26 protein-coding genes and 1 other RNA gene are annotated in these 23,626 nt (G+C 59.2%); 17 read left to right on the top strand and 10 right to left on the bottom strand.

The window, feature by feature from the left end:
* Positions 1-8: 8 nt before the first annotated feature.
* The 6 genes from GQF03_RS07115 to GQF03_RS07090 all read right to left on the bottom strand — a co-directional run bounded on the left by GQF03_RS07115 (position 9) and on the right by GQF03_RS07090 (position 3,025).
* Complete coding sequence (locus GQF03_RS07115; RefSeq protein WP_161338538.1) at positions 9-761, bottom strand: YebC/PmpR family DNA-binding transcriptional regulator; 753 nt, start codon at positions 759-761, stop codon at positions 9-11.
* 98 nt (positions 762-859) lie between these two features.
* Entirely contained in the window at positions 860-1,678 is an 819-nt protein-coding gene (locus tag GQF03_RS07110) for a TIGR00282 family metallophosphoesterase (protein ID WP_161338537.1), read from the bottom strand.
* Complete coding sequence (locus tag GQF03_RS07105) at positions 1,675-2,247, bottom strand: 5-formyltetrahydrofolate cyclo-ligase (protein ID WP_161338536.1); 573 nt, start codon at positions 2,245-2,247, stop codon at positions 1,675-1,677. The genes GQF03_RS07110 and GQF03_RS07105 overlap by 4 nt, the downstream gene beginning before the upstream one ends.
* A gap of 32 nt (positions 2,248-2,279) precedes the next feature.
* Positions 2,280-2,438, bottom strand: a non-coding RNA gene (gene ssrS, locus GQF03_RS07100) — 6S RNA.
* A gap of 9 nt (positions 2,439-2,447) precedes the next feature.
* Positions 2,448-2,759 (bottom strand): cell division protein ZapA, encoded by a 312-nt coding sequence (locus GQF03_RS07095; protein WP_161338535.1) that lies wholly within the window; start codon positions 2,757-2,759, stop codon positions 2,448-2,450.
* A gap of 2 nt (positions 2,760-2,761) precedes the next feature.
* Entirely contained in the window at positions 2,762-3,025 is a 264-nt protein-coding gene (locus GQF03_RS07090) for a hypothetical protein (protein WP_161338534.1), read from the bottom strand.
* A gap of 414 nt (positions 3,026-3,439) precedes the next feature.
* Between GQF03_RS07090 and tkt the strand changes: the two genes are divergently transcribed.
* From tkt to GQF03_RS07050, 8 genes are all read left to right on the top strand, one after another.
* The gene (tkt, locus tag GQF03_RS07085) at positions 3,440-5,443 is read left to right on the top strand and encodes a transketolase (protein ID WP_161338960.1); all 2,004 of its coding nucleotides are present in this window, start codon (positions 3,440-3,442) and stop codon (positions 5,441-5,443) included.
* A 57-nt stretch (positions 5,444-5,500) separates the two neighbouring features.
* Positions 5,501-6,508 (top strand): type I glyceraldehyde-3-phosphate dehydrogenase, encoded by a 1,008-nt coding sequence (gene gap / locus GQF03_RS07080; protein ID WP_161338533.1) that lies wholly within the window; start codon positions 5,501-5,503, stop codon positions 6,506-6,508.
* Between the two features lie 25 nt (positions 6,509-6,533).
* Positions 6,534-7,727, top strand: a complete 1,194-nt coding sequence (locus tag GQF03_RS07075; RefSeq protein WP_161338532.1) for a phosphoglycerate kinase — start codon at positions 6,534-6,536, stop codon at positions 7,725-7,727.
* Between the two features lie 29 nt (positions 7,728-7,756).
* Complete coding sequence (locus GQF03_RS07070; protein WP_161338531.1) at positions 7,757-8,767, top strand: class I fructose-bisphosphate aldolase; 1,011 nt, start codon at positions 7,757-7,759, stop codon at positions 8,765-8,767.
* 6 nt (positions 8,768-8,773) lie between these two features.
* Positions 8,774-9,436 carry a thiamine phosphate synthase gene (gene thiE / locus GQF03_RS07065; protein WP_161338530.1) on the top strand — a complete coding sequence of 221 codons (663 nt, stop codon included), beginning with the start codon at positions 8,774-8,776 and terminating at the stop codon, positions 9,434-9,436.
* 36 nt (positions 9,437-9,472) lie between these two features.
* Positions 9,473-10,036, top strand: coding sequence for an elongation factor P (efp, locus tag GQF03_RS07060; RefSeq protein ID WP_161338529.1), 564 nt, complete (start codon positions 9,473-9,475; stop codon positions 10,034-10,036).
* 47 nt (positions 10,037-10,083) lie between these two features.
* A complete protein-coding gene (locus GQF03_RS07055) occupies positions 10,084-10,887 on the top strand; it encodes an inositol monophosphatase family protein (RefSeq protein ID WP_161338528.1) in 804 nt (267 codons plus the stop codon).
* Between the two features lie 88 nt (positions 10,888-10,975).
* On the top strand, positions 10,976-11,992 hold the full coding sequence (locus tag GQF03_RS07050) for an NADPH:quinone oxidoreductase family protein (protein WP_161338527.1): 1,017 nt from the start codon (positions 10,976-10,978) through the stop codon (positions 11,990-11,992).
* A gap of 10 nt (positions 11,993-12,002) precedes the next feature.
* On the opposite strand, the gene GQF03_RS07045 is transcribed toward GQF03_RS07050, so the two are convergent.
* The gene (locus tag GQF03_RS07045) at positions 12,003-12,338 is read right to left on the bottom strand and encodes a YbjQ family protein (RefSeq protein ID WP_161338526.1); all 336 of its coding nucleotides are present in this window, start codon (positions 12,336-12,338) and stop codon (positions 12,003-12,005) included.
* On the bottom strand, positions 12,335-12,547 hold the full coding sequence (locus GQF03_RS07040; RefSeq protein ID WP_161338525.1) for a hypothetical protein: 213 nt from the start codon (positions 12,545-12,547) through the stop codon (positions 12,335-12,337). The genes GQF03_RS07045 and GQF03_RS07040 overlap by 4 nt, the downstream gene beginning before the upstream one ends.
* A gap of 246 nt (positions 12,548-12,793) precedes the next feature.
* On the opposite strand from GQF03_RS07040, the gene GQF03_RS07035 reads away from it, so the two are divergent.
* Genes GQF03_RS07035 through GQF03_RS07015 form a run of 5 tightly spaced genes read left to right on the top strand, consistent with a single transcriptional unit; the run spans position 12,794 to position 18,373 of the window.
* Entirely contained in the window at positions 12,794-13,786 is a 993-nt protein-coding gene (locus tag GQF03_RS07035) for an OmpA family protein (RefSeq protein WP_161338524.1), read from the top strand.
* A 2-nt stretch (positions 13,787-13,788) separates the two neighbouring features.
* Positions 13,789-14,988, top strand: a complete 1,200-nt coding sequence (locus GQF03_RS07030; protein WP_161338959.1) for a flagellar motor protein MotA — start codon at positions 13,789-13,791, stop codon at positions 14,986-14,988.
* Positions 14,989-15,020: 32 nt separating this feature from the next.
* Complete coding sequence (locus tag GQF03_RS07025; RefSeq protein ID WP_161338523.1) at positions 15,021-16,382, top strand: peptidoglycan -binding protein; 1,362 nt, start codon at positions 15,021-15,023, stop codon at positions 16,380-16,382.
* Positions 16,383-17,318 (top strand): glycosyltransferase family 9 protein, encoded by a 936-nt coding sequence (locus tag GQF03_RS07020; RefSeq protein WP_161338522.1) that lies wholly within the window; start codon positions 16,383-16,385, stop codon positions 17,316-17,318.
* Entirely contained in the window at positions 17,315-18,373 is a 1,059-nt protein-coding gene (locus GQF03_RS07015; RefSeq protein ID WP_161338521.1) for a glycosyltransferase, read from the top strand. The genes GQF03_RS07020 and GQF03_RS07015 overlap by 4 nt, the downstream gene beginning before the upstream one ends.
* On the opposite strand, the gene GQF03_RS07010 is transcribed toward GQF03_RS07015, so the two are convergent.
* Positions 18,362-20,107, bottom strand: coding sequence for an ABC transporter transmembrane domain-containing protein (locus GQF03_RS07010; protein WP_161338958.1), 1,746 nt, complete (start codon positions 20,105-20,107; stop codon positions 18,362-18,364). The genes GQF03_RS07015 and GQF03_RS07010 overlap by 12 nt on opposite strands.
* A 234-nt stretch (positions 20,108-20,341) precedes the next feature.
* Between GQF03_RS07010 and rpmE the strand changes: the two genes are divergently transcribed.
* On the top strand, positions 20,342-20,563 hold the full coding sequence (rpmE, locus tag GQF03_RS07005; protein WP_161338520.1) for a 50S ribosomal protein L31: 222 nt from the start codon (positions 20,342-20,344) through the stop codon (positions 20,561-20,563).
* A gap of 60 nt (positions 20,564-20,623) precedes the next feature.
* Here rpmE and GQF03_RS07000 read toward each other — a convergent pair whose 3' ends face one another.
* Positions 20,624-21,070: a DUF1465 family protein gene (locus GQF03_RS07000; protein ID WP_161338519.1), complete on the bottom strand. Its 447-nt coding sequence runs from the start codon at positions 21,068-21,070 to the stop codon at positions 20,624-20,626.
* A gap of 210 nt (positions 21,071-21,280) precedes the next feature.
* Between GQF03_RS07000 and GQF03_RS06995 the strand changes: the two genes are divergently transcribed.
* The 3 genes from GQF03_RS06995 to GQF03_RS06985 all read left to right on the top strand — a co-directional run bounded on the left by GQF03_RS06995 (position 21,281) and on the right by GQF03_RS06985 (position 23,538).
* Positions 21,281-21,739 (top strand): Hsp20 family protein, encoded by a 459-nt coding sequence (locus GQF03_RS06995; RefSeq protein WP_161338518.1) that lies wholly within the window; start codon positions 21,281-21,283, stop codon positions 21,737-21,739.
* Positions 21,740-21,909: 170 nt separating this feature from the next.
* Positions 21,910-22,902 carry a succinylglutamate desuccinylase/aspartoacylase domain-containing protein gene (locus GQF03_RS06990; protein WP_161338517.1) on the top strand — a complete coding sequence of 331 codons (993 nt, stop codon included), beginning with the start codon at positions 21,910-21,912 and terminating at the stop codon, positions 22,900-22,902.
* A 36-nt stretch (positions 22,903-22,938) separates the two neighbouring features.
* The gene (locus GQF03_RS06985) at positions 22,939-23,538 is read left to right on the top strand and encodes a cadmium resistance transporter (RefSeq protein WP_161338516.1); all 600 of its coding nucleotides are present in this window, start codon (positions 22,939-22,941) and stop codon (positions 23,536-23,538) included.
* Positions 23,539-23,626 lie beyond the last annotated feature (88 nt).

The following is a 23,626-nucleotide window of genomic DNA, read 5'->3' as shown; positions in this document are numbered from 1 at the left end:
TTTAAAAGTTAATCGCCCAGTTTCTCCATGATCTCTTCGGGAATATCGAAATTGGCCGAAACCTTCTGGACGTCGTCATGATCCTCGAGCACATCCACCAACTTGAAGAGGGAATTGGCCAGATCTTCCGTCTCCACCGGGATGGTGTTCTGCGGCTTCCAGACGATGCCGGATTCCTGCGGCGTGCCGAATTTCTCCTCCAGCGCCTCGCGCACCTCGTTGAAATCCTCCATCGCGCAGGTGATTTCATGGATCTGCGCATCGCTCTCGACATTCTCGGCGCCGGCCTCGAGCGCGGCCTCGAACACCGCGTCGGCGTCAATCCCTTCGGCCGCATAGATGACCTGTCCGATGCGGTCGAACATGAAGGCGACCGAGCCCGTCTCCCCCATCGTGCCGCCGGACTTGGCGAAGGCGGCGCGTACATCGGCGGCCGTCCGGTTACGATTGTCCGTCAGGGTCTCGACGATGATGGCGACGCCGCCGGGGCCATAACCCTCATAGCGCATTTCCTCATAATTTTCGGCGCCCGCCTCACCCGATGCGCGCTTGATCGCGCGGTCGATATTGTCGTTCGGCATATTGTCACTGCGGGCGGCGGCGATGGCGCTGCGAAGGCGGGGGTTCATGGCAGGGTCCGGCAGGCCCGTCTTCGCGGCGACTGTCAGCTCCCGGATATGCTTGGCAAAAATCTTCGCCCGCTTCTTATCCTGCGCGCCCTTGCGGTGCATGATGTTCTTGAATTGTGAATGTCCCGCCATTTTCCGTCTCTTGGTCTCGCTACTGGTTGGTTACTGTTTCGCCGTTTGTACCCGATCCATTTAAAAGAGGCACGTCCTTTTTACGAAGGTGCCGCGCTTCAGGAAATCTTGGGCCAGATCTCCATCAGGCGGCCGCCGACACGAAGCGGCGATATATATTTGGCAAGCCCGGTTTTATCGTCGGTTTCAACGAAAATGCCGCAGGCCGTCCCCTCGCCCAGCGCCGGCGTAAAGCGCCCGCCCGGGATCTTGCGGGTAAAGCGGCGAAGGGGTTCCTCCTTATCCATGCCGATCACGGAATTATAATCGCCGCACATGCCCGCATCGGTCTGATAGGCGGTACCGCCCGGGAAGATCTGCGCATCCGCCGTCGGCACATGGGTATGGCTGCCGACCACCATCGAGACGCGACCGTCGCAGAACTGTCCCATCGACATTTTCTCTGACGTGATCTCGGCATGGATATCGACTAGGATGGCGTCATACTTGCGCCCGAGCGGATTGCCGGCGAGCGTTTTCTCCACCGCCGCGAACGGATCATCGAGCGGATCCATAAACAGCCGCCCCATCACCTGGATGACGAGGATCGTCTTGCCGCGCCGTGTCTTGAAGGCGCCGACGCCTTTGCCGGGCGTGTCTTTCGGATAGTTCAGCGGTCTCAGGATGCGGCCGTCCTTTTCCAGGGTCGGCATGATCTCCTTCTGATCGAAGCTGTGATTGCCAAGGACGATGCAGTCCGTCCCGGCGGCGAAGAATTCCTCGGCGATCTTGTCTGTAATCCCGAACCCCCCCGCCGCATTCTCCCCGTTGACGACGACGAAATCGGCGGACAGGCGATCACGGATGGCCGGTAATTGCCGGGTCAGGATATCACGGCCCGCACGACCGACCACGTCCCCGAAATACAGGATCTTCAACTTATTTTCCTAACCTCTTTTTCCGTCACCATGTAATCGAGCCGCTGATCATAGCGATCGGTGATCACTTTTGCCACTTCCTGCGCCGCATAGGCGTATCCGACCGCGCGGCAACTCCCGCGCGCGCGCAGACCGGCAAGCGTACGGTCGTAAAAACCGCCGCCATAGCCCAGTCTATAGCCCAGAGCGTCAAAGGCAAGCATTGGCGTCACAACGATATCCGGCGTGACGGTTGGCGCCGAATTCGCCGGAACGAGGACCTTGAAGCGGCCCGGCTCGAGGACGGTGTCCGGATCCCACCGGCGGAAGCTAAGCGGATGATCCGCCTTCTCGACCACCGGCAGCGCGCAGATGACCCCAAGTACATGAAGCCTCCGGAGCAGCGGGCGCGTATCCAGCTCACTGCCAAGCGGCCAGTAGAGGGAGACGATCTGCCCGGAAAGGTCGGCGAAAGTGTCAAGAAACCGCTCGGCGGCGCTGTCGGCGGCAGCGCCCGGCGCGATTTCCGCGCGGCGGCTAGTTGCGGCGTTCCGCTGTTCCTGTTTCTGTTCGTCGAGGGAAAGGGTCACGGCGGGCTTAAGGCTTGCTCCGAAAATAATAGTACTGCACCAGCATAGCCGTCGACGGTAGGAAATCTCTGTGGCCTGACAAGTCAGGTGGGCGCCGATTTGTTAGGACCACGGTCCAGTCAGGGATCAGCTCCCTAGATTTCTTTATTGGCCCCAGGATATCATTCGTCTAACGCACAAGCGAGTGCAGTGTCGTCCATTTAAGCACTTTCAAGCTTTTGTGCAATAGCTTCCAGTTTTTCGGCCCAGGCGTCATGCGCCGGGGCGCCGCCCTCACCGTCGGCACCATCGCGAAGTTTCTCGATGGTCTCGTAGGCCTGCGACAGATCATCGGCAATCAGCAGGCAGGCCATCAACAGAAGCTGCCCCTCACTTGCATTGCCGACGGACTCCGTCAGATCAAGCACTTTCTTGTCGACGAATTCCGCCAGATATTCAAGATGCGACTCCTCGCCGTCGCCGCAGATGATCGGGTAGGATCGTCCGTTCACCTTGACTGTCAGTGATCCCATTGTTACCGCTCCAATATCAAGCTCAGTTGATCGATGGATTGATCAAGGCGGCCGGAAACCGTCTGGGTTTTCTTTTTCAGCGCCTCATACTTGCCGCGCAGCACTTCCAGCTCGCTTTTAAGCGCGGCGTTTTCCGCCGCCAGATCGGAGCCAACGGCCTCTTCATTCCGACTGAATCCGCCCTGCTGTTTCTCCCGCTCGACCGCGGCGGCCGCCTTTTCCAGTCTGGCGATAACGGCTTCCATTCTTGATTCGCTGTCTTGCATATCTCCCATCCGACTATTCGACACTGTTTATGGTCAGTTACCGGAAATCCCTCATTTTCGACAATACGATCATGGGCTAAGGCTCGTCAACCTAATTGGTTGCACCACTTTTTAGGCCGATTCACGCCATTGACCTGAACTAAGCGGTTGACGCGCCGAGGTTTGGGCGGCATCTTCCCCCCGATTCCGAAAGACATGCCTTTTGGCTTCGCGTCCCGATGCCCCCTGCCCACCTCTCGACAGGCAGCGAAAGATCGGGATAATCGGACGAATGAATGCATTGTGAAACCGACCCGAACACGGGCACCCGCAACCTGAAAAAATGCGCGTCGCGCACCGATCCTTCCCAACACCCCTGTGGCGCCGCGGATGGAGACAAAATCGGGTTTGCCGGTGGATGGAGAAGAGCCAAGTATGAACAAGATCGGGCTTAAGTCGTCACCGAACTCAGCCAAACATGATGACATGGCAAACGCCATCCGGGCATTGTCGATGGATGCCGTCCAGGCCGCCAATTCAGGCCACCCCGGCATGCCGATGGGCATGGCCGATGTCGCGACCGTCCTCTTTTCCAAGTTCCTGAAATTCGATCCGGCGAAACCGGACTGGCCCGATCGCGACCGTTTCGTGCTGTCGGCCGGGCATGGATCGATGCTGCTTTATTCCCTGCTGTATCTTACCGGCTACAAGGACATGACGCTGGAGGAGATCAAGAATTTCCGCCAGCTCGGATCGAAAACAGCGGGACATCCTGAATATGGCCATGCCAAGGGCATTGAAACGACGACCGGCCCGCTCGGTCAGGGGCTTGCCATGGCCGTCGGCATGGCGCTTGCCGAGCGGTTGCAGGCGGCCCGCTATAAAGAGATCACCGATCATTATACCTATGTGATTGCCGGCGACGGCTGCCTGATGGAAGGGATCAGCCATGAGGCGATTTCCTTTGCCGGGCATCTCAAGCTGAACAAGCTGATTGTCCTCTGGGACGATAATTCCATCAGCATCGACGGCTCGACCGATCTCGCGGTTTCCGATGATCAGGCAAAGCGGTTCGAGGCCCATGGCTGGGATGTGCAGGCCGTCGACGGCCATGACGCCACCGAGATTGAAAAGGCGATTGCCGCCGCGAAGGAAACGGACAGGCCCTCGCTTATCGCCTGCCGCACGACGATCGGCTTCGGCGCCCCGAACAAGCAGGGCACCTCAGGCGTGCATGGCGCCCCGCTCGGCGAGGAGGAAGTCGCCCTCGCCCGCAAGGAACTCGGCTGGCCGCATACGCCGTTCGATATTCCGGTAGAAATTCTTGATAAATGGCGGGCGGTCGGCACGAAAGGCGCCCGCCTTTCCGCCGCATGGGAAGACTCCTTCAAGGCCCTGCCAGAAGAACAGCGGACGATGTTCAATGCGGATATCAACGGCAATCTGCCGTCCGCCCTTGACGATGCCATGCTCGACTTCAAGCGGCAGCTGGTCGACGACGCCCCTGCCTGGGCGACCCGCAAATCGAGCCAGGAGGCCCTCAAGGTCATTAACGAGAAGGTGACGACAACCATCGGCGGTTCCGCCGATCTCACCGGCTCCAACCTCACGAAAACGCCGCAAACCGAGCCGGTGACGGCGGAGGATTTCTCGGGCCGCTATATATACTACGGTGTGCGCGAATTCGGCATGGCCGCCATCATGAACGGCATGGCGCTACACAAGGGCTTTATTCCCTATGGCGGCACCTTCATGGTCTTCACCGATTACGCCCGCCCGGCGATCCGCCTGTCGGCCCTGATGGAACAGCGGGTGGTCTATGTGATGACCCATGATTCCATCGGTCTTGGCGAAGATGGGCCAACCCATCAGCCGGTCGAGCATCTGGCCGCGCTGCGGGCGATGCCGAACCTCAATGTCTTCCGCCCGGCGGACGCCGTCGAAACCTCTGAATGCTGGCATCTGGCACTGCAGTCAAAGAAAACGCCGTCGGTCCTGTCGCTGAGCCGGCAGAATCTGGAGCTGGTGCGCAAGACGCATACGGCCGACAATCTCTGTGCCAGGGGTGCCTATGAACTCGCCCCGGCCAATCTGGAGGCGAAAGTCACGATCCTGGCAACGGGATCGGAGGTCGCCATCGCCCTCGCGGCCCAGAAACTTCTTGAAAGCGACGGCGTCGGCACCCGTGTCGTTTCCGTGCCCAGCTGGGAATTATTCGAAAAACAGGACGACGCTTACAAAAAAGAAACACTTCGCGAGGATACTGTGCGCATTGCCGTCGAGGCAGGTTGCTCCATGGGCTGGGAAAAATTCACCGGACCGAACGGCGGCTTCATCGGTATCAACAGTTTCGGCGCCTCCGCTCCGGCAGGCGATCTTTACAAGCATTTCGGTATCACAGCCGAGGCGGTTGCAGCCGCAGCAAAAGACAGGCTTTAAACTTGGATGAAAATCGCCGGTAAACGGCGTCACTTGGGTAATCAGGAGTAGAAGAAAATGACTGTTCGTGTAGCAATTAACGGTTTTGGGCGGATTGGACGGAATATCCTTCGGGCGATTTATGAATCCGGCCGCACCGATGTGGAAGTTGTTGGCATCAACGATCTTGGTTCGGTCGAGGCCAATGCCCATCTTCTGAAATATGACAGCGTGCATGGCCGCTATCCGGGCACCGTGACGGTTTCCGGCGACAGCATCGATCTGGGGCGCGGCCCGATCAAGGTCTCGGCGGAACGCGATCCGGCCAACCTGCCGTGGGGCGATCTCAATGTCGATATCGCCTTCGAATGCACCGGCATCTTCACCAAACGCGATGCCGCCGCCAAGCATCTCCAGGCGGGCGCCAAGAAAGTCCTGATCTCCGCGCCGGGCACCGATGTCGACCTGACCGTCGTCTATGGCGTCAACCATGACAAGCTGACGAAGGAGCACAAGGTTGTCTCCAACGCCTCCTGCACAACCAACTGCCTCGCGCCGGTGGCCCAGGTTCTCAATGACTCGGTCGGTCTCGTTCATGGCTTCATGACGACCATACATGCCTATACAGGGGACCAGCCGGTTCTCGACACGCTGCATAGCGACCTTCGCCGTGCCCGTGCCGCCGCCATGTCGATGATCCCGACCTCGACCGGCGCTGCCAAGGCGGTCGGACTGGTGCTGCCGGAACTTGCCGGCAAGCTGGACGGCACCTCGGTACGTGTGCCGACGCCGAATGTCTCGATGATCGACCTGACCTTCGTTGCCGGCAAGGCCACGACGAAAGAGGAAATCAACGCCGCGATCACCGAAGCCGCGAACGGCCGCCTCAAGGGCGTTCTCGACATCAGCAACGACCCGGTCGTTTCCATCGACTTCAATCACGCGCCCGCCTCCTCCACCTTCGATCTGACGCAGACGCAGGTGATCGACGGCACCTTCGTCCGCGTGCTGAGCTGGTACGACAACGAATGGGGCTTCTCCAACCGGATGAGCGATACGGCTATCGCCATGGCGAACGCCGGCTAACGGGCAATCGGGACGGAGCGAGAGTATGGTGGATTTCAGGACCCTCGATGATCTGGAGGCCGGCGGCAAAACGGTTCTTGTGCGTGTCGATCTCAATGTGCCGGTGGAGGGAGGAAAGATTTCCGACTTCACCCGCATCGACCGGATCCTGCCGACCCTGAAGGAACTGGCGGACAAGGGCGCGAAAGTCCTGCTGCTCAGTCACTTCGGACGGCCGAAAGGCAAGGTCGTGCCGGAAATGTCTCTCCGTCCCATCGCCGATGGCCTTGCCGCTCACCTGAAGCGGCCGGTCACCTTTATCGATGACTGCATCGGTCCCGCAGTTACCGCGGCGGTCGCCTCGGCCAAGGCGGGCGATATCCTGCTGGCCGAGAATGTCCGCTTCCACGCGGGCGAGGAAACGAACGATCCGGACTTCGCAAAAGCCCTCGCCGCCGCTGGCGACGTCTATGTGAACGACGCCTTTTCCTGCTCCCACCGGGCGCATGCCTCGACCGAGGCGATTGCCCGCCTGTTGCCCGCCTATGCCGGACGCAATATGGAGGCGGAACTGACCGCCCTTACCAAGGCGCTCGAAAAGCCGGTACGCCCGGTCATGGCTATTGTCGGCGGCGCGAAAATCTCCAGCAAGCTTGATCTTCTCTTCAACTTGATCGAAAAGGTCGATGTGCTGGTGATCGGCGGCGGCATGGCCAATACCTTCCTGAACGCGAAGGGCGTCAATGTCGGCGCCTCCCTCTGTGAGCATGACCTCGCCGGAACCGCAAATGAAATTCTGGCGAAAGCCGAGAAAGTCGGCTGCGATATCCTGCTTCCATCCCACGTCGTCCTCGCCCGGGAATTCAAGGCGGGCGCCGCCAACCGGGCCGCCAATGTGAATGACGTCAAAGGGGATGAAATGATTCTCGATGTCGGGCCGGAATCTGTTACGCTGCTGCAAGAACGTCTCGCGACAATCAAAACCCTGATCTGGAACGGCCCCCTCGGCGCCTTCGAGATCGATCCGTTCGGCGACGGCACCATCGCGGTTGCCCGGGAAGTTGAGAAGCGGACGAAGGCGAGCACCCTGGTTTCCGTTGCCGGCGGCGGTGACACGGTTTCGGCGCTGGCGAAGGCGGGCGTGACGGACGGGCTGAGCTATATCTCGACGGCGGGCGGCGCCTTCCTTGAATGGATGGAAGGCAAGACCCTTCCGGGCGTCGCGGCGCTTGCCCGCTGATCACGCCTTAAAAACAGGAGGTGAAGAAAATGGATGACATGGAACTTGAAGATGTGGCGAAGGCGCTTGTCGCGCCCAGCAAAGGCATTCTTGCCGCCGATGAGAGTACCGGCACCATCAAGAAGCGCCTCGACAGCATCAATACGCCAAGCACGGAGGAAACCCGCCGCGATTACCGCGAACTCCTGCTCTCGACGAAAGGCGCCGGCGATTTTATCAGCGGCGTCATCCTCTATGACGAGACGATCCGCCAAAAAGCAACGGACGGGCGTCCGCTGACGGAACTGATCAAGGCGCAGGGAATTATTCCCGGCATCAAGGTCGACAAGGGCACGAAACCCCTCGCCTTTTCCGACGGTGAGTTGGTGACCGAAGGGCTCGACGGCCTGCGCGAGCGCCTCAATGAATATCGCGAACTTGGCGCGCGGTTCGCCAAATGGCGCGCGGTGATTGCGATCAAGGACGGCATCCCGAGCCAATATTGCATCGATGTCAATTCCCATGCGCTGGCCCGCTACGCCGCCCTCTGTCAGGAAGCCGGCCTCGTTCCCATCGTCGAGCCGGAAGTGCTGATGGACGGCGATCACAATATCGATGAATGCTATGCGGTCACCGAAACCACGCTGAAAACGGTTTTCGACGAGCTTTACCAGCAGCGCGTCGTCCTCGAGCAGATGCTGCTCAAACCCAATATGGTGATTTCCGGATCGGACTGCCCCGAACAGGCGGATGTCGAGGAAGTCGCGTCAAAAACGCTTTACTGCTTCGAACAGACGGTACCCGCCGCCGTGCCCGGCATTGTGTTCCTCTCCGGTGGCCAGAGCGAACAGCAGGCAACCATGCATCTCAACGCGATGAACCAGATGGGCAAGTTCCCCTGGGAAATCAGCTATTCCTTCGGTCGGGCGCTGCAAGCCTCCGCCCTCAAGACCTGGCAGGGCAAGCCGGAAAATGTCGAAGCCGCGCAGGCCGCATTCCATCACCGCGCCAAGCTGACCAGCGCGGCGCGCGACGGCGAATACAGACCGGACATGGAATAGTACTTGATGGGGACAGTGCCTAATGTAGGGCGGGAGCGTCCCCGTCTCTACCTGATCTCGCCGCCGGAAATCGATCTCGATACCTTCGAGACGGCCTTTCGCGAGGCCCTTGCGGGCGGCGATGTTGCCTGTTTCCAGCTGCGCCTAAAAGACCGTCCGGCGACGGAGATCATCGCCGCAACGAAACGCCTGATGCCGATCGCCGAACAGGCCGGTGTCGCCTTTTTGCTGAATGATGATGTCGAACTCGCCCGCGAGCTTACCGTGGATGGCGTTCATGTCGGGCAGGACGACATGCCCTACAAAAAGGCGCGGGCGCTTCTTGGTCCCGATGCCATCATCGGGGTGACCTGCAAGAACTCGAAACATCTGGCGATGACCGCCGGGGAAGCCGGGGCGGATTATGTCGCTTTCGGCGCCTTCTTTCCCTCCACCACCAAGGCGGAAACGGTCAAGGCGGACCCGGAGATTCTCGGCTGGTGGTCGGAGACGACATTGATCCCCTCTGTCGCGATCGGCGGCATCACAGTGGAGAATGCTGAAATCCTGTTGAAAAGCGGGGCCGACTTCCTCGCTGTTTCCAGCGGCGTCTGGGATTTCGAAAGCGGCCCGAAAGATGCCGTCGCCGCCTTTAATCAGGTGATTGATAAGGTGATGACAAGCTGGTAATTTCCCGCCAGATTTTTTTACAAGAGTGAACGAGCCATGAAAATTAACGGAAATGCCATCCGCCCGGGCAATGTGATCGAACATAAGGGCGGCCTCTGGGTTGCGGTAAAAATCCAGCATACGCAGCCGGGCAAGGGCGGCGCATATTTGCAGGTGGAACTCAAGAACCTGCGCGACGGCAGCAAGCTCAACGAGCGCTTCCGCTCCTCCGAGTCGGTGGAAAAGGTTCGCCTCGAACAGAAGCCGCATCAGTTCCTCTATGAGGACGGCGACATGCTGACCTTCATGGACACCAGTTCCTATGAACAGGTTTCCATCGCCAAGGACATGGTCGGCGAACGCGCCGGTTTCCTTCAGGATGGCATGGATGTCGAGATTGAGTTCCACGAGGACAGCCCGCTTACCGTGATCCTGCCCGAGCAGGTGGTGCTCGAGATTACTGAAACCGAACCGACGGTGAAGGGACAGACCGCCGCGTCCTCCTACAAGCCGGCCATTCTGGAGAACGGAATGCGCGTCATGGTGCCGCCTTTCTGCGGAACCGGCGAGAAAATCGTTGTCAACACGGAAACATCCGAGTATCTCAAGCGGGCGGATTAAGAACCGCGCAATCCCCGCGTCCCGACGAAAGAGCAAAGCAAAAGCCCATGGCGAGAAAATCCGCAGATATCAACGCAATGGAACTGGCGGCCCGCAAGGCATCGCGCAAGCTTCTTCGCGACTTTAACGAAGTCGAGCATTTGCAGGTTTCGAAAAAGGGCCCGGCGGATTTCGTAACCCAGGCCGACCTCACCGCCGAGGCGACGCTGCGCGAGGAACTCTCCCGCCTGCGCCCCGATTTCGGTTTCATCACCGAAGAGGGCGAAGGCGTCAAGGCCAAGGATGACCTTCACTACTGGGTGATCGATCCGCTCGACGGGACGACGAATTTCCTGCATGGCCTGCCGCATTTTGCCATTTCGATCGCCATCAAGACGGGGAAGGAAATCACCGCAGGGATCATTCTGGATCCCGTGAAGGATGAGCTGTTCTGGGCGGAAAAGGGCGGCGGCGCGCATATGAACGACCGCCGTCTTCGCGTCTCCAGCCGCACCCGCATGGCCGAAAGCATTTTCGCGACCGGCATTCCTTTCAAGGGGAAGTCCGATCACAGCAAGTTCCTGAAGGAGTTGGAGCGGGTAATGGAAGTATCGGCGGGCGTCCGCCGCTTCGGCGCCGCCTCCCTCGATCTCGCCTATGTGGCTGCCGGTCGATATGACGGATTCTGGGAGCGGAACCTGCAGGAATGGGACATTGCCGCGGGCATCATCATCGCCCGGGAGGCGGGCGCGCTCGTGACCCAGCTCGACGGCGGGGAGAGAATGCTCGAAAAGGGAGATATTCTGGCGACCAATCCCGGTGTCAACAGTGCAATGCTGGAAATTTTCCGCGAACTGCGGCTCGGTCGATAGATCATTTAAATCAAAGGCTTGTAATTAGGGCGCGGTTCTCTATTCTAAAGCCCGGCTATTAACAATAACAAGTCAGGGCCAACGTGACATGCGTGCTATCATCATCCATGAATTCGGCAACTATAAAGACGTTGCGAAGCTCGATACCCTTCCCGTTCCCGAACCCGGCCCCGGTGAGGTCGTCGTCCGCAACAAGGCGGCGGGGGTCAGCTTCGCCGCAACCCTCAACATCGCCGGAAAATACCAGCGCAAGGCGCCCCTTCCCTACATTCCCTCGACGGAAGCTGCCGGCATCGTCCATGCGGTCGGCGAAAATGTAACCCGCGTTGCCGTCGGCGATCATGTCATGTGCAGCGTCGATCACGGCGGCGCGGCCGGGTTCTGCTGTATCGAGGATGTTGCCTGCCTGAAAATACCGGAAGATATGGATTTCGCCGTCGGGTCGGCAATCATCACCTCCTACAACACCTCCTACGGGGCGCTGGTGCGCCGGGCCAAGTTGCAGAGCGGCGAGACATTGCTGGTTCATGGCGCCGCCGGAGCGGTCGGCATGGCCGCGGTCGAGATCGGAAAGGCCCTCGGCGCGACGGTGATTGCCGTTGCCGGCGGGGAAAAGCATTGCGAGACGGCCCGTCGTCACGGCGCCGATCACGTCATCGATCACCGCACGGAAAACTTCCGCGATGTCGTGCTCGATATCACCAATGGCCGCGGCGTCGATGTCGTCTATGACAGCATCGGCGGCGATGTGACGATCCAGTCCATCCGCTCCCTCGCCTGGGAAGGCCGGCTGCTCACCATCGGCTATGCCTGCGGCACGATCCCGAATATCGCGGCCAATACGCTGCTGCTGAAAAATGCGTCCGCGATGGGCTTCAACCTCGGCCATTTCTTCGGCTGGTCACCGGGCGGCACCCGACGGGAACATATCGACGCCCTCGACGAGATGGCGGCCGGCGTCCTCGATCTGTATGCAAAGGGTCTCGTCAAGCCCGAGATCGGTGCCCGCTTCCCGCTGCATCGGTTCGTGGATGCCCTCGATGCGGTCGTCAACCGCGAGGTGGATGGAAAATGCGTTGTCGAGATGAGTGAAGAAGACTACTAGGGCTCTGACCCTAACCCTTGTGTTTCAGCCGGACAGCGGTGCCGTAGGCGAGAATTTCCGCCGACCCCGCAACGACCATCGATGTTGCGAACCGCATACCAACAATGGCGTCCGCGCCTTTCAGGCGAGCCTCGGAGATCATGCGGTCGGTTGCCTGTTCCCGGGCTTCGGCCAGCATTTTCGTATATTCGGAAACTTCCCCGCCAACGAGATTTCTAAGGCCCGCGATAATATCCGTGCCGATATGCTTCGCGCGGATCACATTGCCGCGCACGAGTCCGATGACCTCGGCGATTTCCTGCCCCTTGATCTCATCCGTTGTCGTAATCATGATCTGCATTTTCATTTTTCCACATTTTTCTCGTAGTAATCGTCTTCCGCGTTATTTTTCCGCTGCCAAATAACGCGGAACAGCAAATAACCGGCAAGAACCAGAACGATGACAAAGACGAACCCGAACGGAAATGGCGCGGTCGCTCCGGCGTAAAGCAGGAACAGCAAATAAATCGCGCCACCGAAAATCGCCAGTAGAAGGGCTATTGTGTCTAGTTTCACGGCCTTGGCCTTCTCTTGAGGAACTCTTTGATAAATTGCGTCGCACCACAGTCTGAAAAATCAGTCATACCGGAAAAACCTTTCGTAAAACTAAACGATTGTGACGCGGCGCTCCCTAAGTTATTGTGCTACGCGGTGGACCACCTGCCGCAAAGTTGACATTTTCCATTGGCAGGTTGGATATTGATTGCGGACTATGTACGCAGGTGGACGTTGCGTAACATTCAGGAGGAAAGGAGGGAGCCAATGACCAGATTGCCTTCGGCAGCTTATTCCGCCCCCTGGCTCGTCTCGCTGCTGTTCGCCCTTCCCTTGTGCGCCCCAATCATCGGTGCCGCCCAAGCGGAAACCGCCGCGCGCCCGGCGGTTGAGGTCAACCTGAATGCCCTTAAATCCGCGCCGCGGCTCGTTCATGCGCCGACCAGGATTATCGACGGAGAAACCGTGATTGTTCTGACGCCGCCCTCGTTGCAGAAGAAAAAGCCAGCGGCCCCAGCGGAAAAAGTAGTAACGCCGCGCGTCAAACCCGCCCTTTCACTATCGCAGACCGACGTCGCGGCGGTAACTCCCGTGCCAGTACCGCCCGTTAATCCGGCAAAGCTGCCGGACGCGACGGAAGCGGCGAAATTCGACGCGGTGGCAACGCCTGTCGTGAAGATGGATACCGCCCCCATCCCGTCGCCCGAAAAGGCCGAGGGAATGAAAGCCGAAGTCGCTAACGATGCGGCGGAAAAGATTACCGAAGCGACGCCGTCGCCGACGCCGACACCGACAACGGATGCTGTCGAGCCTGCCAAAACGCCGGATGAAAACGTCGTTGCAGAGGCGAGCGCGCCGGCGGTGACGACGGAGCCGAAGGACGAGGAAATCCAGCTCGCCGCGATTGCGCCCTCCGCGGGCCCGACGGTGGCAAAGGCGCCCTCCGCATCGCCCGAAAACCTCACCCGCATCCTTTTCGCCGAGAATGCGGCAGACCTTCCCGATGATGCGCAAGCCGGCCTTCAGGCCATTGCCGAGACACTGAAGGAAAGCGGGCGCGAGAATGTGCAGCTTCTCGCCTATGGCAGCGGCGCCAGCGTCAGTGCGGCGCGCCGTCTGTCGCTCGGGCGGGCGCTCGCCGTTCGGTCAAAGCTGATGGAGCTCGGCGTTGACAACAGGCAGATCGAAGTAAGAGCGCTCGGCGAGCCGGAAGGCGGCGGCCCGTCTGACCGCGTTGACCTATTACTGATTACACGGTGACCATGTCCACATATTCCAACGTCGAAACCCATAGCCTGGCCGGAACCCCCAACATCAAGAAACCGCGCCGTCATCTCATCCGGATGGTCATCTTTGTCGGCATCGCCGTCGCAATCTCGGCCTTTCTCTATCCGCAGATCCAGACCGCGTTTCTCGCCAACCCGCTGTTGAACGGTCTGATAATCCTTGTACTGCTGTTTGGTATCCTGTTTATCTTCCGTCAGGTGTTCATGCTGTCGGGCGAGATTAACTGGACGCAAAGCCTGCGCCGACTGGATTCAAGCCAACCGACCGTGCGTGCGCCGCGCCTGCTGGCTCCGCTCTCGACAATCTTCAATGACAGCAAGGGGCCCGTCCGCCTCAGCGCCGTCACGATGAACACCCTGCTCGATAGCGTCAGTTCTCGCCTCGACGAAGGGCGGGACATTTCGCGCTACCTGATCAACGTGCTGGTCTTTCTCGGCCTCCTCGGCACCTTCTGGGGATTGCTGGAGACGGTGGATTCCGTCGGCGGTGCGATCTCGACCCTCAATGTCGGCGGCGGCGGCGATTTCACCAAGATTTTCGATGATCTCAAGCTCGGCCTCGAAAAGCCGCTGTCCGGCATGGCCGTTGCCTTTTCATCCTCCCTCTTCGGTCTCTCGGGCTCCCTGGTCCTCGGCTTCCTGGATATGCAGGCAGGACAGGCGCAGAACCGCTTCTACGGCGATCTTGAGGAATGGCTGACCTCGATCACCCGTTTCACCAGCTCCGGCTCGACCGTCATCGCCGATGGCGACCAGAGCGTTCCCGCCTATGTGCAGGCGCTGCTCGAGCAGACGGCGGAAAGCCTCAACAATCTCCAGCGCACCCTCGCCCGGAATGAGGACAAGCGCGGCTCGGCGGAGAATTCCCTGATCAATCTCAGCGAACGGCTGGCAGCACTGACGGACCAGATGCGCGCCGAGCAAGACCTGCTGATCAAGCTTGCGGAAGGACAGACGGAACTCAAACCGCTTCTTGAACGGCTCGCCAAATCCGCCGAAAGCGCCGGTCTCGATCAGGCAAGCCGCAATCATCTTCGCAATCTGGATGTTCATATGGTCCGCATGATGGAGGAGACCGCAGATGGCCGCGAGCAGGTGGTTCAGGAAATCCGGAGCGATATCAAGCTGCTGACCCGGACCATCGCCGCCATTGCGGAAGAAAGCCGCCGTGGGTGAGACGATGCCCGCCGCTGACGACGGAGTAAATTATGGCTCGTAGACGCCGCGGACAACGCGCTCCATACGAGATCTGGCCCGGATTTGTCGACGCGCTGACAACCCTTCTGCTGGTCATCATCTTCCTTCTGGTGGTCTTCGTTCTGGCGCAGTTTTTCTTGAGCCAGGCCCTGTCCGGCCGCGACGCCGCGCTCGAAAAACTCAATCAGCAGGTCAACGAACTCGCCGATCTTCTGGCGATCGAGCGGCGCACCAGCGCCAATCTCGAAAACCAGATCGCCCAGCTCAATCTCGACATGACGAAGCTTCAGGAAGAACGGGACAGCGTCATTATCCAGCTCGATACGCTGACCAGCCGCGCCCTTTCCGCGGAAGAGGATCGGGATCGTCTTACCGTCCTCCTGCGGGAAGAAAAGGAGAAAACGGCGGCAGCGGAAGAAAAGGCGGCGGTGAGCGAAGAGGCCCTGAAAGCGAACCTCGCCGAGCTTGAAAGCCTGAAACGCGATATTGCGGCGCTCGAGGAAACCCGCAAGAAACTCGAAGACGAGGTTGGCAAGCTGGCGGCAACCATTGAAGCCAAAGATACGGAAATCGGCTCTCTTCGGGATCGCAGCAAGGAGTTGGAAGCGCGGATCGCCGACGAGCAGGAACGCACCAATCTCGCCCAGAAGGATATCGAGGAGCGGGAAATCCGACTCGCCGAGCTGCAAACGCTCTATCTGCAGACGCAGGACAAGCTGACGGAAGAGGAAAAGCTCTCCGCCGCCGCCCGCTCTCAGGTCGCGTTGCTCAATACGCAGATCAACGCCCTTCGCGCGGAACTGGCGAAGCTGAACGCCGCGCTTGATGCGAGTGAAGCCAAGGATATTGAGCAGCAGGCGCAGATTGCCGATCTTGGCAAGCGCCTCAACCAGGCGCTCGCCGCAAAGGTCCAGGAATTGCAGCAATACCGCTCCGAATTCTTCGGCAAGCTCCGCGAAGTTCTCAAGAACCGTCCCGGCATCAGCATCGTCGGCGATCGTTTCGTCTTCCAGTCCGAAGTGCTGTTCGATGCGGGCAGCGCCGAACTCGGCCCACAGGGCAAACAGGATATGGCAAAGTTCGCCGAGACGCTGCTGGAGATCGCCAAGGATATTCCGAAGGGAATTGACTGGATCCTGCGCGTCGACGGCCATACGGACAAGCAGCCCATCAGCACGGCGCGCTTCCCCTCCAACTGGGAATTGTCGACGGCGCGAGCGGTCTCCGTCACCAAGTTCCTGATCAGCCAGGGCGTTCCGCCGAACCGGCTGGCGGCCACCGGTTTTGGCGAATTCCAGCCCATCGATTCGCGCGATGACGAGATCGGCTATCTCAGGAACCGCCGTATCGAGCTGAAGCTGACGGAGCGTTAATTGGCGGGCAAGGGCCGGAATATTCTGGTCATCAAGCATGGCGCGCTTGGTGACGTGATCCTGGCGCAGGGTCCGTTTCAGGCGATCCGCGCCCATCATGGCGATGCGCGCATCGTTCTACTGACGACGCGTCCCTTCGCGGCATTTCTTGAAAAATCCGGCCTGTTCGATGATATCTGGATCGATGAACGACCGAAACTCTGGCAGCTTTCCAAGCTGATCCCGCTGATCCGGAAACTTCGCGGCGGGCGTTTCGACCGGGTCTATGATCTGCAAACCTCCACCCGCAGCAATTCCTATTTCCGCTTCTTCCCGAAATGGCGAAAGCCCGAATGGTGCGGGATCGCCAAGGGCTGCTCGCATCCGCACGACAGTCCGCTCAGGACCAAAATCCACACGATCGAGCGGCATATCGATCAGTTGAAGGTCGCCGGCATCGACAATGTCCCACCGGTCGATTTTTCCTGGGCGATGACGGATATTTCGAGATTCGACCTGCCGACGAAATACGCCCTGCTAGTGCCGGGCGGATCGGCCCATCGTCCGGAAAAGCGCTGGCCCGCTATCCGGTTCGCCGAACTTGCGGAATATCTTGATGACAAGGGTATCACCCCCGTCCTGATCGGCGGCAAGGCGGAGGCCGAGGCGATCGAAAAAATCCGCAGCTCCTGCCCCGCCGCCATCGACCTTTCCTCGCAGACCGATTTCGGCGACATCGCGTCGCTGGGTGCGGGCGCGATGCTCGCGGTGGGCAACGATACGGGACCGCTCCATCTCATTTCGGCCGTCGGCTGCAAGACCATCGTGCTGTTCTCCCGCGCCTCCGATCCGAATATGTCGCGCCCACGGGGGCAAGATGTCCGGGTCCTGCGGGAAGACGATCTCGCCAATCTGCCGATCAACCGGGTAATCGGCGAGCTGGACCTGGAACCATGAGCGAGGCGGCGAAAAGCGTTCTCTGGTGGGGCCGCTTCGATCCCGATTATTCGCGCAACCGCATCCTCCGCCAGGCCTTTGCCGCGCTCGGCTGGCGGATTATCGATTTCCACCCCCGCATGAGCGCCCTTGGCCATATCGAGGCGGCATTGAAAGGCATCACGATGCCGGACCTTCTCTGGATACCCGCCTTTCGCCAACGGGACGTGGCGGTGGCGGCCAGATGGGCGAAGACGCGTCAGGTGCCCGTCATTTTCGATCCGATGATCTCGGCCTACGACAAGCAGGTTTTTGAGCGGCGAAAATTCCCGGCGGAGAGCGGGTCAGCGAAGAAACTGCTGGCATCGGAAAGCGCCCTGTTTGCCAACGCGGACAGAGTTATCGCCGATACCGCGGGACATGCCGCCTTTTTTATCGAAACCCTGAACCAGAAGACCGCACATGTCCGGGTCATCGCCCTTGGCGCGGAGGAACAGCTGTTCACCCCGGCGCCGCTTGAGGAAAAATTGCCGGACGAACCGCTGGAGCTCCTTTTTTACGGCAGTTTTATCGGCTTGCAGGCCCCCGAAGTGATTGTCGAGGCGGCGACGCTATGCGACGCGCCCGTCCGCTGGACCCTGCTCGGCGACGGCCCGCTCAAATCCGCTTGCGAAGCGGCCGCGGCGGGGCATCCGATGATCCGGTTCGAGGATTATCTGGACTATGAAAAACTTCCCGAACGGATCCACCGGGCGGATATCCTTCTCGGCGTTTTCGGCGCGAGCGACAAGGCGGCACGGGTGATCCCGAACAAGGTTTATCAGGCGCTCGCCTGCGGTCGGCCGGTTATCACCCGGGCGTCAAGCGCCTATCCGGGACCTAAAAACGACGGGTTGATCGAAATTCTGCCGGAAAATCCGAAGGCGCTTGCGGGCGCGGTCCGCGAGCTTCACGACCGCCGCGCAGAGCTTCCCGGCCGGGCGGCAGCGGCCCGGCGCTACTATGAGGATCATTTCAGCACCGAAAGCATTCACGGCCAACTGGCGGCCGTTCTCGACGATCTTCTAGGCGGATAGAGCGCTCCGTCCCGCGTCGAATTGCAATTTCGCAAGCTTGGCGTAAAGCCCGCCTTCCGCCATCAGCTCCGCATGGGTTCCCTGATTGATAATCCGGCCCTGCTCCAGCACGATGATCCGGTCGGCCGTGAGGACGGTCGCAAGACGATGGGCGATCACGAGTGTGGTGCGGTTCTGCATGAGATGCTCAAGCGCGATCTGCACCTGCCGCTCACTCTCCGCATCAAGTGCCGACGTCGCCTCGTCCAGCAGCAGGATTTCAGGGTCGCGCAAAATCGCCCGGGCAATGGCGATGCGCTGCTTCTGCCCACCCGACAGCTTGATCCCCCGTTCGCCGAACTCCGTGTCGAAGCCGTTCGGCATGGCGTTGATGAATTCGGTTGCAACGGCGGCCTCAGCGGCGGCGCGCACCTCCGCATCACTTGCCTCCGGCCGCCCATAGCGGATATTCTCCGTGGCCGTATCGGCGAAGATCACCGCATCCTGCGGCACTAGGCCCATCAGGGCGCGTAGCCGCGTCGGATCGACCTCGGCAATATCGGTACCGTCGATGGTGATGGTGCCGCTTTGCGGATCATAGAAACGAAGGAGAAGCTGGAATACCGTCGTCTTGCCGGCCCCGCTTGGTCCGACAAGGGCGACCGTCTCGCCCCTGCTGATCTTAAAGGAAAGGCCATCAAGCGCCGCCTGGTTCGGCCGCGACGGATAATGGAAGTTGACGTTATTGAAGCTGATATCGCTTTCGATCCGGGTGCCAATAGGAACCGGGTTTTCGGCAATCCTGACGGTCGGCTGTTCCGAGAGCAGCTCCAGCAGGCGCTCCGACGCGCCCGCCGCGCGCTGAAGCTCCCCCCATACCTCGCTGAGCGAGCCCATGGAACCGGCGACAACCACGGCATAGAACACGAAGGCGCCAAGCGTACCCGCCGACATCGTGCCATCAACAACGGACGTCGCCCCGCTCCAGAGAACAAAATCGATGGCCCCGAAAATAAGCAGGATCACGAGGGCGGTCAGCCAGGCCCGAGCCGTGATCCGCTTGATGGCGATACGAAAGCTCGTCTCGACATCGGCGCTGAAATGCCGGCGGTCATGCTCTTCATGGGTATAGGCCTGCGCCGTCTGTATCGCCCGCAAGGTCTCGTCGGCGCGGGCGCTGACCGCGGCGATACTGTCCTGGTTGGATCGGCTCAATTTGCGGACCATGCGCCCGAAAACGATAATCGGAACCAGCACCAGCGGCACCACCAGCAGGACAAGCCCCGCCAGCTTGGGGCTGGTGACAACGAGCAAAACAAGGCCGCCGACAAACAGGAGAAAATTGCGGAGCGCCACCGAGATTGACGAGCCGATCACCGTCTGGATCAGGGTCGTATCCGTGGTCAGCCGGGAAAGTACCTCACCGGTCCGGGTAATCTCGAAAAAGGCGGGATTGAGCGTCAGGACATGATTGAACACGGCTTTGCGGATATCCGCGATCACGCGCTCCCCTATCCAGGAGACAAGGAAATAGCGGCTGAATGTCGCCACCGCGAGCAGCGCCACCACGCCCATCAGGGCGACAAAAACCTGATCGAGGCTTTCCGTACCGGCCGAGAATCCCTTGTCGAGCAGCGCCCGGATCGCCTGCCCTATATAGAGCGTTGTTCCGGCCGCGACCACCAGCGCCACCAGGGCGCCAGACGCCTGCAGCTTGTAGGGCCCGACGAATCGCCATAGCTGCCACAGGCGCATCACCACCCGTTTCGATTTTTCCTTGCCATTATTGTCGAGGGCGGTTCCGTTTACATCAGTCACGCAGCAGACCTTGCCTTATTTTTGTGAGTAAATCCAGTCTTCGGGTGTAAAGGTCATGGCCAGGAATGCAAGAAAAAATGCCAAAAATCATATCTTTGCTTGCCATCACGCCAAAGCTTTAATATAAGGCCCGCTTAGTGAATTATAGCGTCCCCAAAAGGGTGAGCCGACATGAAAAAAGATATACATCCCGATTACCACACGATTACCGTCGAAATGACCGACGGTTCGACCTTCGAAACCCGCTCGACCTATGGCAAGGAAGGTGATGTTCTGAAGCTGGACATCGACGTGAAAACGCATCCGGCCTGGACCGGCGGTCAGCAGCATCTCCGTGACGACGGTCAGGTCGCCAAGTTCAAGAAGCGCTTCGCCAATTTCGGCCTGAAGTAAGCGATCGGAAATTTCCCGTTACGGGAGGTGAAAAGGCGTCCATCCGGGCGCCTTTTTTAGTCAGCAGCGGCTGCGCCGGTAATTGATCATCCCCTGGTCGTCCAGGCGGACCAGCCGACGGTAGAGCCGCTCGCTCCGCTCAAGAAGTGATTGCAGGCCCTCGGGCAACAACTCCGGATCGCAGGCCGGTTCATCCTCAAGACACACCTTTACATGCTGCAGATGGCATTCATCCTCCTGCGCCTCTTCGGGGCTGATTTCCCCCTCCTGCAGGGCGCGCTGAAACATTAGCCAGGACATGCTTTCGGTGAGCCGCGTCGTCAGGCGGAGTGATTCAGCCGCGTAGCCGAAGCTGGCCGTCGCGGGCATGGCGCGCGCCGCCGCCTGCCCGGGACCGGCAAGATAGGACCGTGCCTCCTTCACCAGGTCCAGCGCTTCGTCGTAGGTCCGGGAGAAAAAGATGGTTTCCGAACCACGCATAGTGCCACCATTATCGTCAACGTCCATCAATTTTCCTTCGCTGACCGCTCATAAATGTTGCCTTGAATCTTGCGAAAAAACTAGCCGCCAAAAGTTAATTTTCCATATTTTCGGCTCTTGAATCTATGGGAAAATGACACATATATGGGGCATCAGGCGCCGATTTAGGGTCTGAAATCAAGGGTTTGGCCGATTTAGGCAACCCGCATTTATATTGCTTCATAGGAGGATATAACCATGCGTGCTTATGATTTTTCACCGCTTTTGCGTACGACTGTCGGTTTCGACCGTATTGAACAGCTGTTCAGGACCCTGGAACGGGCGTCCAGCGAAAACAGCTATCCGCCCTACAACATCGTAAGAAAAGACGCCGATAACTATCGCATCACGATGGCGGTCGCCGGATTCGACGAAGACCAGATCGAGATCGTCGCAACGCAAAATTCATTGAAGGTATCGGGTAAATCCGAAGAGGAAAAGGACGAGGTGCAGTATCTGCATCGCGGGCTAGCGTCCCGCTCCTTCGCGCAGAATTTTGAACTTGCCGAAACGATCAAGGTAGTTGGCGCGACCATGGAAAACGGTCTCCTGCATATCGATCTTGTGCGGGAAATTCCGGAGGAATTGAAACCGCGGACCATCGAAATCAGCAAGCCCAAGGGTAAAGGCAAGCTGATCGAAAACAAAGCTGCCTGAGTAGCCTCATTTCATAGGAGAATGGCCCGCCGGCCTCCCGGCGGGCTTTTTTGTTCGTGCGCCATGCAGCGTTGCAGAAAGATCAAAAAACCGGGACGAATGATGGCACATGACGGCAAAGGCGATTATAGTATGGAAAGTTTCTGATCTCTAACCAGGTTCCAATCCCAATGTCCTCGCTTATTTCAAGTACCGTCGATTTCGATCAGGAAGGCTATCAGACCGGATATCTCGAACTTCTCCATTCCGTGCACCGCTCGGCCTACGGATTTATTCCGATCCCGATCGCCAGCTTCAAAAATGGCGATGGACCGCGGGTTCTGCTGATGGGCGGCACGCATGGAGATGAATATGAAGGCCAGGTGATCCTGTCCAATCTTATCCGTTCATTGCCTCTCGAACAGGTAAGCGGGCAGATCATCATCCTGCCCATGGCAAACTTCCCGGCGGCGGAGGCGGGACTTCGCACATCCCCACTCGATCAGGGAAATCTCAATCGCGCCTTCCCCGGTATCGCCAACGGAACGCCGACGCAGCAGATCGCCCATTATATCGAGGAGTCGTTGCTGATCCGCGTCGATTTTCTGTTCGATCTTCATTCCGGCGGCAGTTCGCTACTTTATGAGCCGACCCTGCTCATTTCGTTAAATGACGATGATCCCCATCTGGAGTTGAAGCGCAAACTCGTCAAGGCGATGGGGCTGCCCCTGACCTTGCTGACGGATCGCGATGAATATGGGGGGTATTCCTCAGCCGCCGCGGTTCGAAAGGGCGTTTGCTGTATCCTCACCGAGCTTGCGGGGGGCGGCAATGTCACGAAAGGGCTGCCGAAACTTGCGATGAATGGCCTGCTTCGCGCCCTTTACGAAATTGGCGTGGTCACGGTGACGCCGAAACCCGTCGACGTCAAACCGCGCGCCTTCGCGGAGGAAGGAAGCCTGTTCGCGACCGAGCCCGGTGTCTGGGAGCCGCTGGCCGATCCGGGTGAAGATGTCGCCAAAGGACAGCCCGCCGCCCTCATCCATCGCGTCGAGACGCCCGGCCGCGCGCCGATCGAACTCTTTTTCGAGGCGGACGGCGTCATTCTCGCCAAAAGGCAGGGCGCGCGCGTGGTTCGCGGAGATTGCCTCTTCCATATTGGCCAGAAGGAAGTCACGCCCTGACAGGCCAAATCATGATGACGGACGGGACACCCATCCATGGATGATATCCTCCTTGCCGTTTCGGTCAGTTTCATGGCGTTCCTGTCGACCAGTATCGACAATTTGTTCCTGCTGATCACGTTGACGCTGCATCCGAAATACGGATCCGCGAAGGTACGGACCGGATATCTTCTGGCCGTTCTTCTCATGCTGGGTATCTGCCTGTTATTCGCGCGCGGGGTTCAACAATTGCCCTTGCATTTCATCCCCTATATCGGGCTGGTGCCGCTCACTATCGGCATGTATGAACTCTGGCAACTTGTGCGGGGCGGCAAATCCGCTGCGATCCCGGACGGAGAGACGGGCAAACTAAGGGACGGCAGCTTCCTTACTATCACCATGATCATGATCACCCATAGCTGGGATTCGATCGCCGTCCTCGCCCCGCTCCTCTCCGACACCCGTCCAGGGCTCACGGGCTGGATGGCGGCAAGCATCCTGATTGCGGCGGGCGCCCTCACATTCGTCGCACAGAAAGCCGTCAGCCATCCGTCAATGAAGGCATTCCTGCAACGCTACGCGCCGAAGGTCCTCCCCTTCCTGCTGATTGCCGTCGGCCTCTATATTCTCCTCAATACCTCCACGGATATCACGTAAAAATCCACGATGAGGGCTTTATAAATTTGCGCGAAATGCCTATTGTCGCGATATAACTTTCAGTTGTTTGAGGATTGGCACGATGAAA

It is taken from the genome of Sneathiella chungangensis (assembly GCF_009882935.1).
GTDB lineage: Bacteria > Pseudomonadota > Alphaproteobacteria > Sneathiellales > Sneathiellaceae > Sneathiella > Sneathiella chungangensis.
The sequence above is the reverse complement of the archived record's forward strand: the minus strand, read 5'-3'. Positions and strand labels throughout refer to the sequence as shown.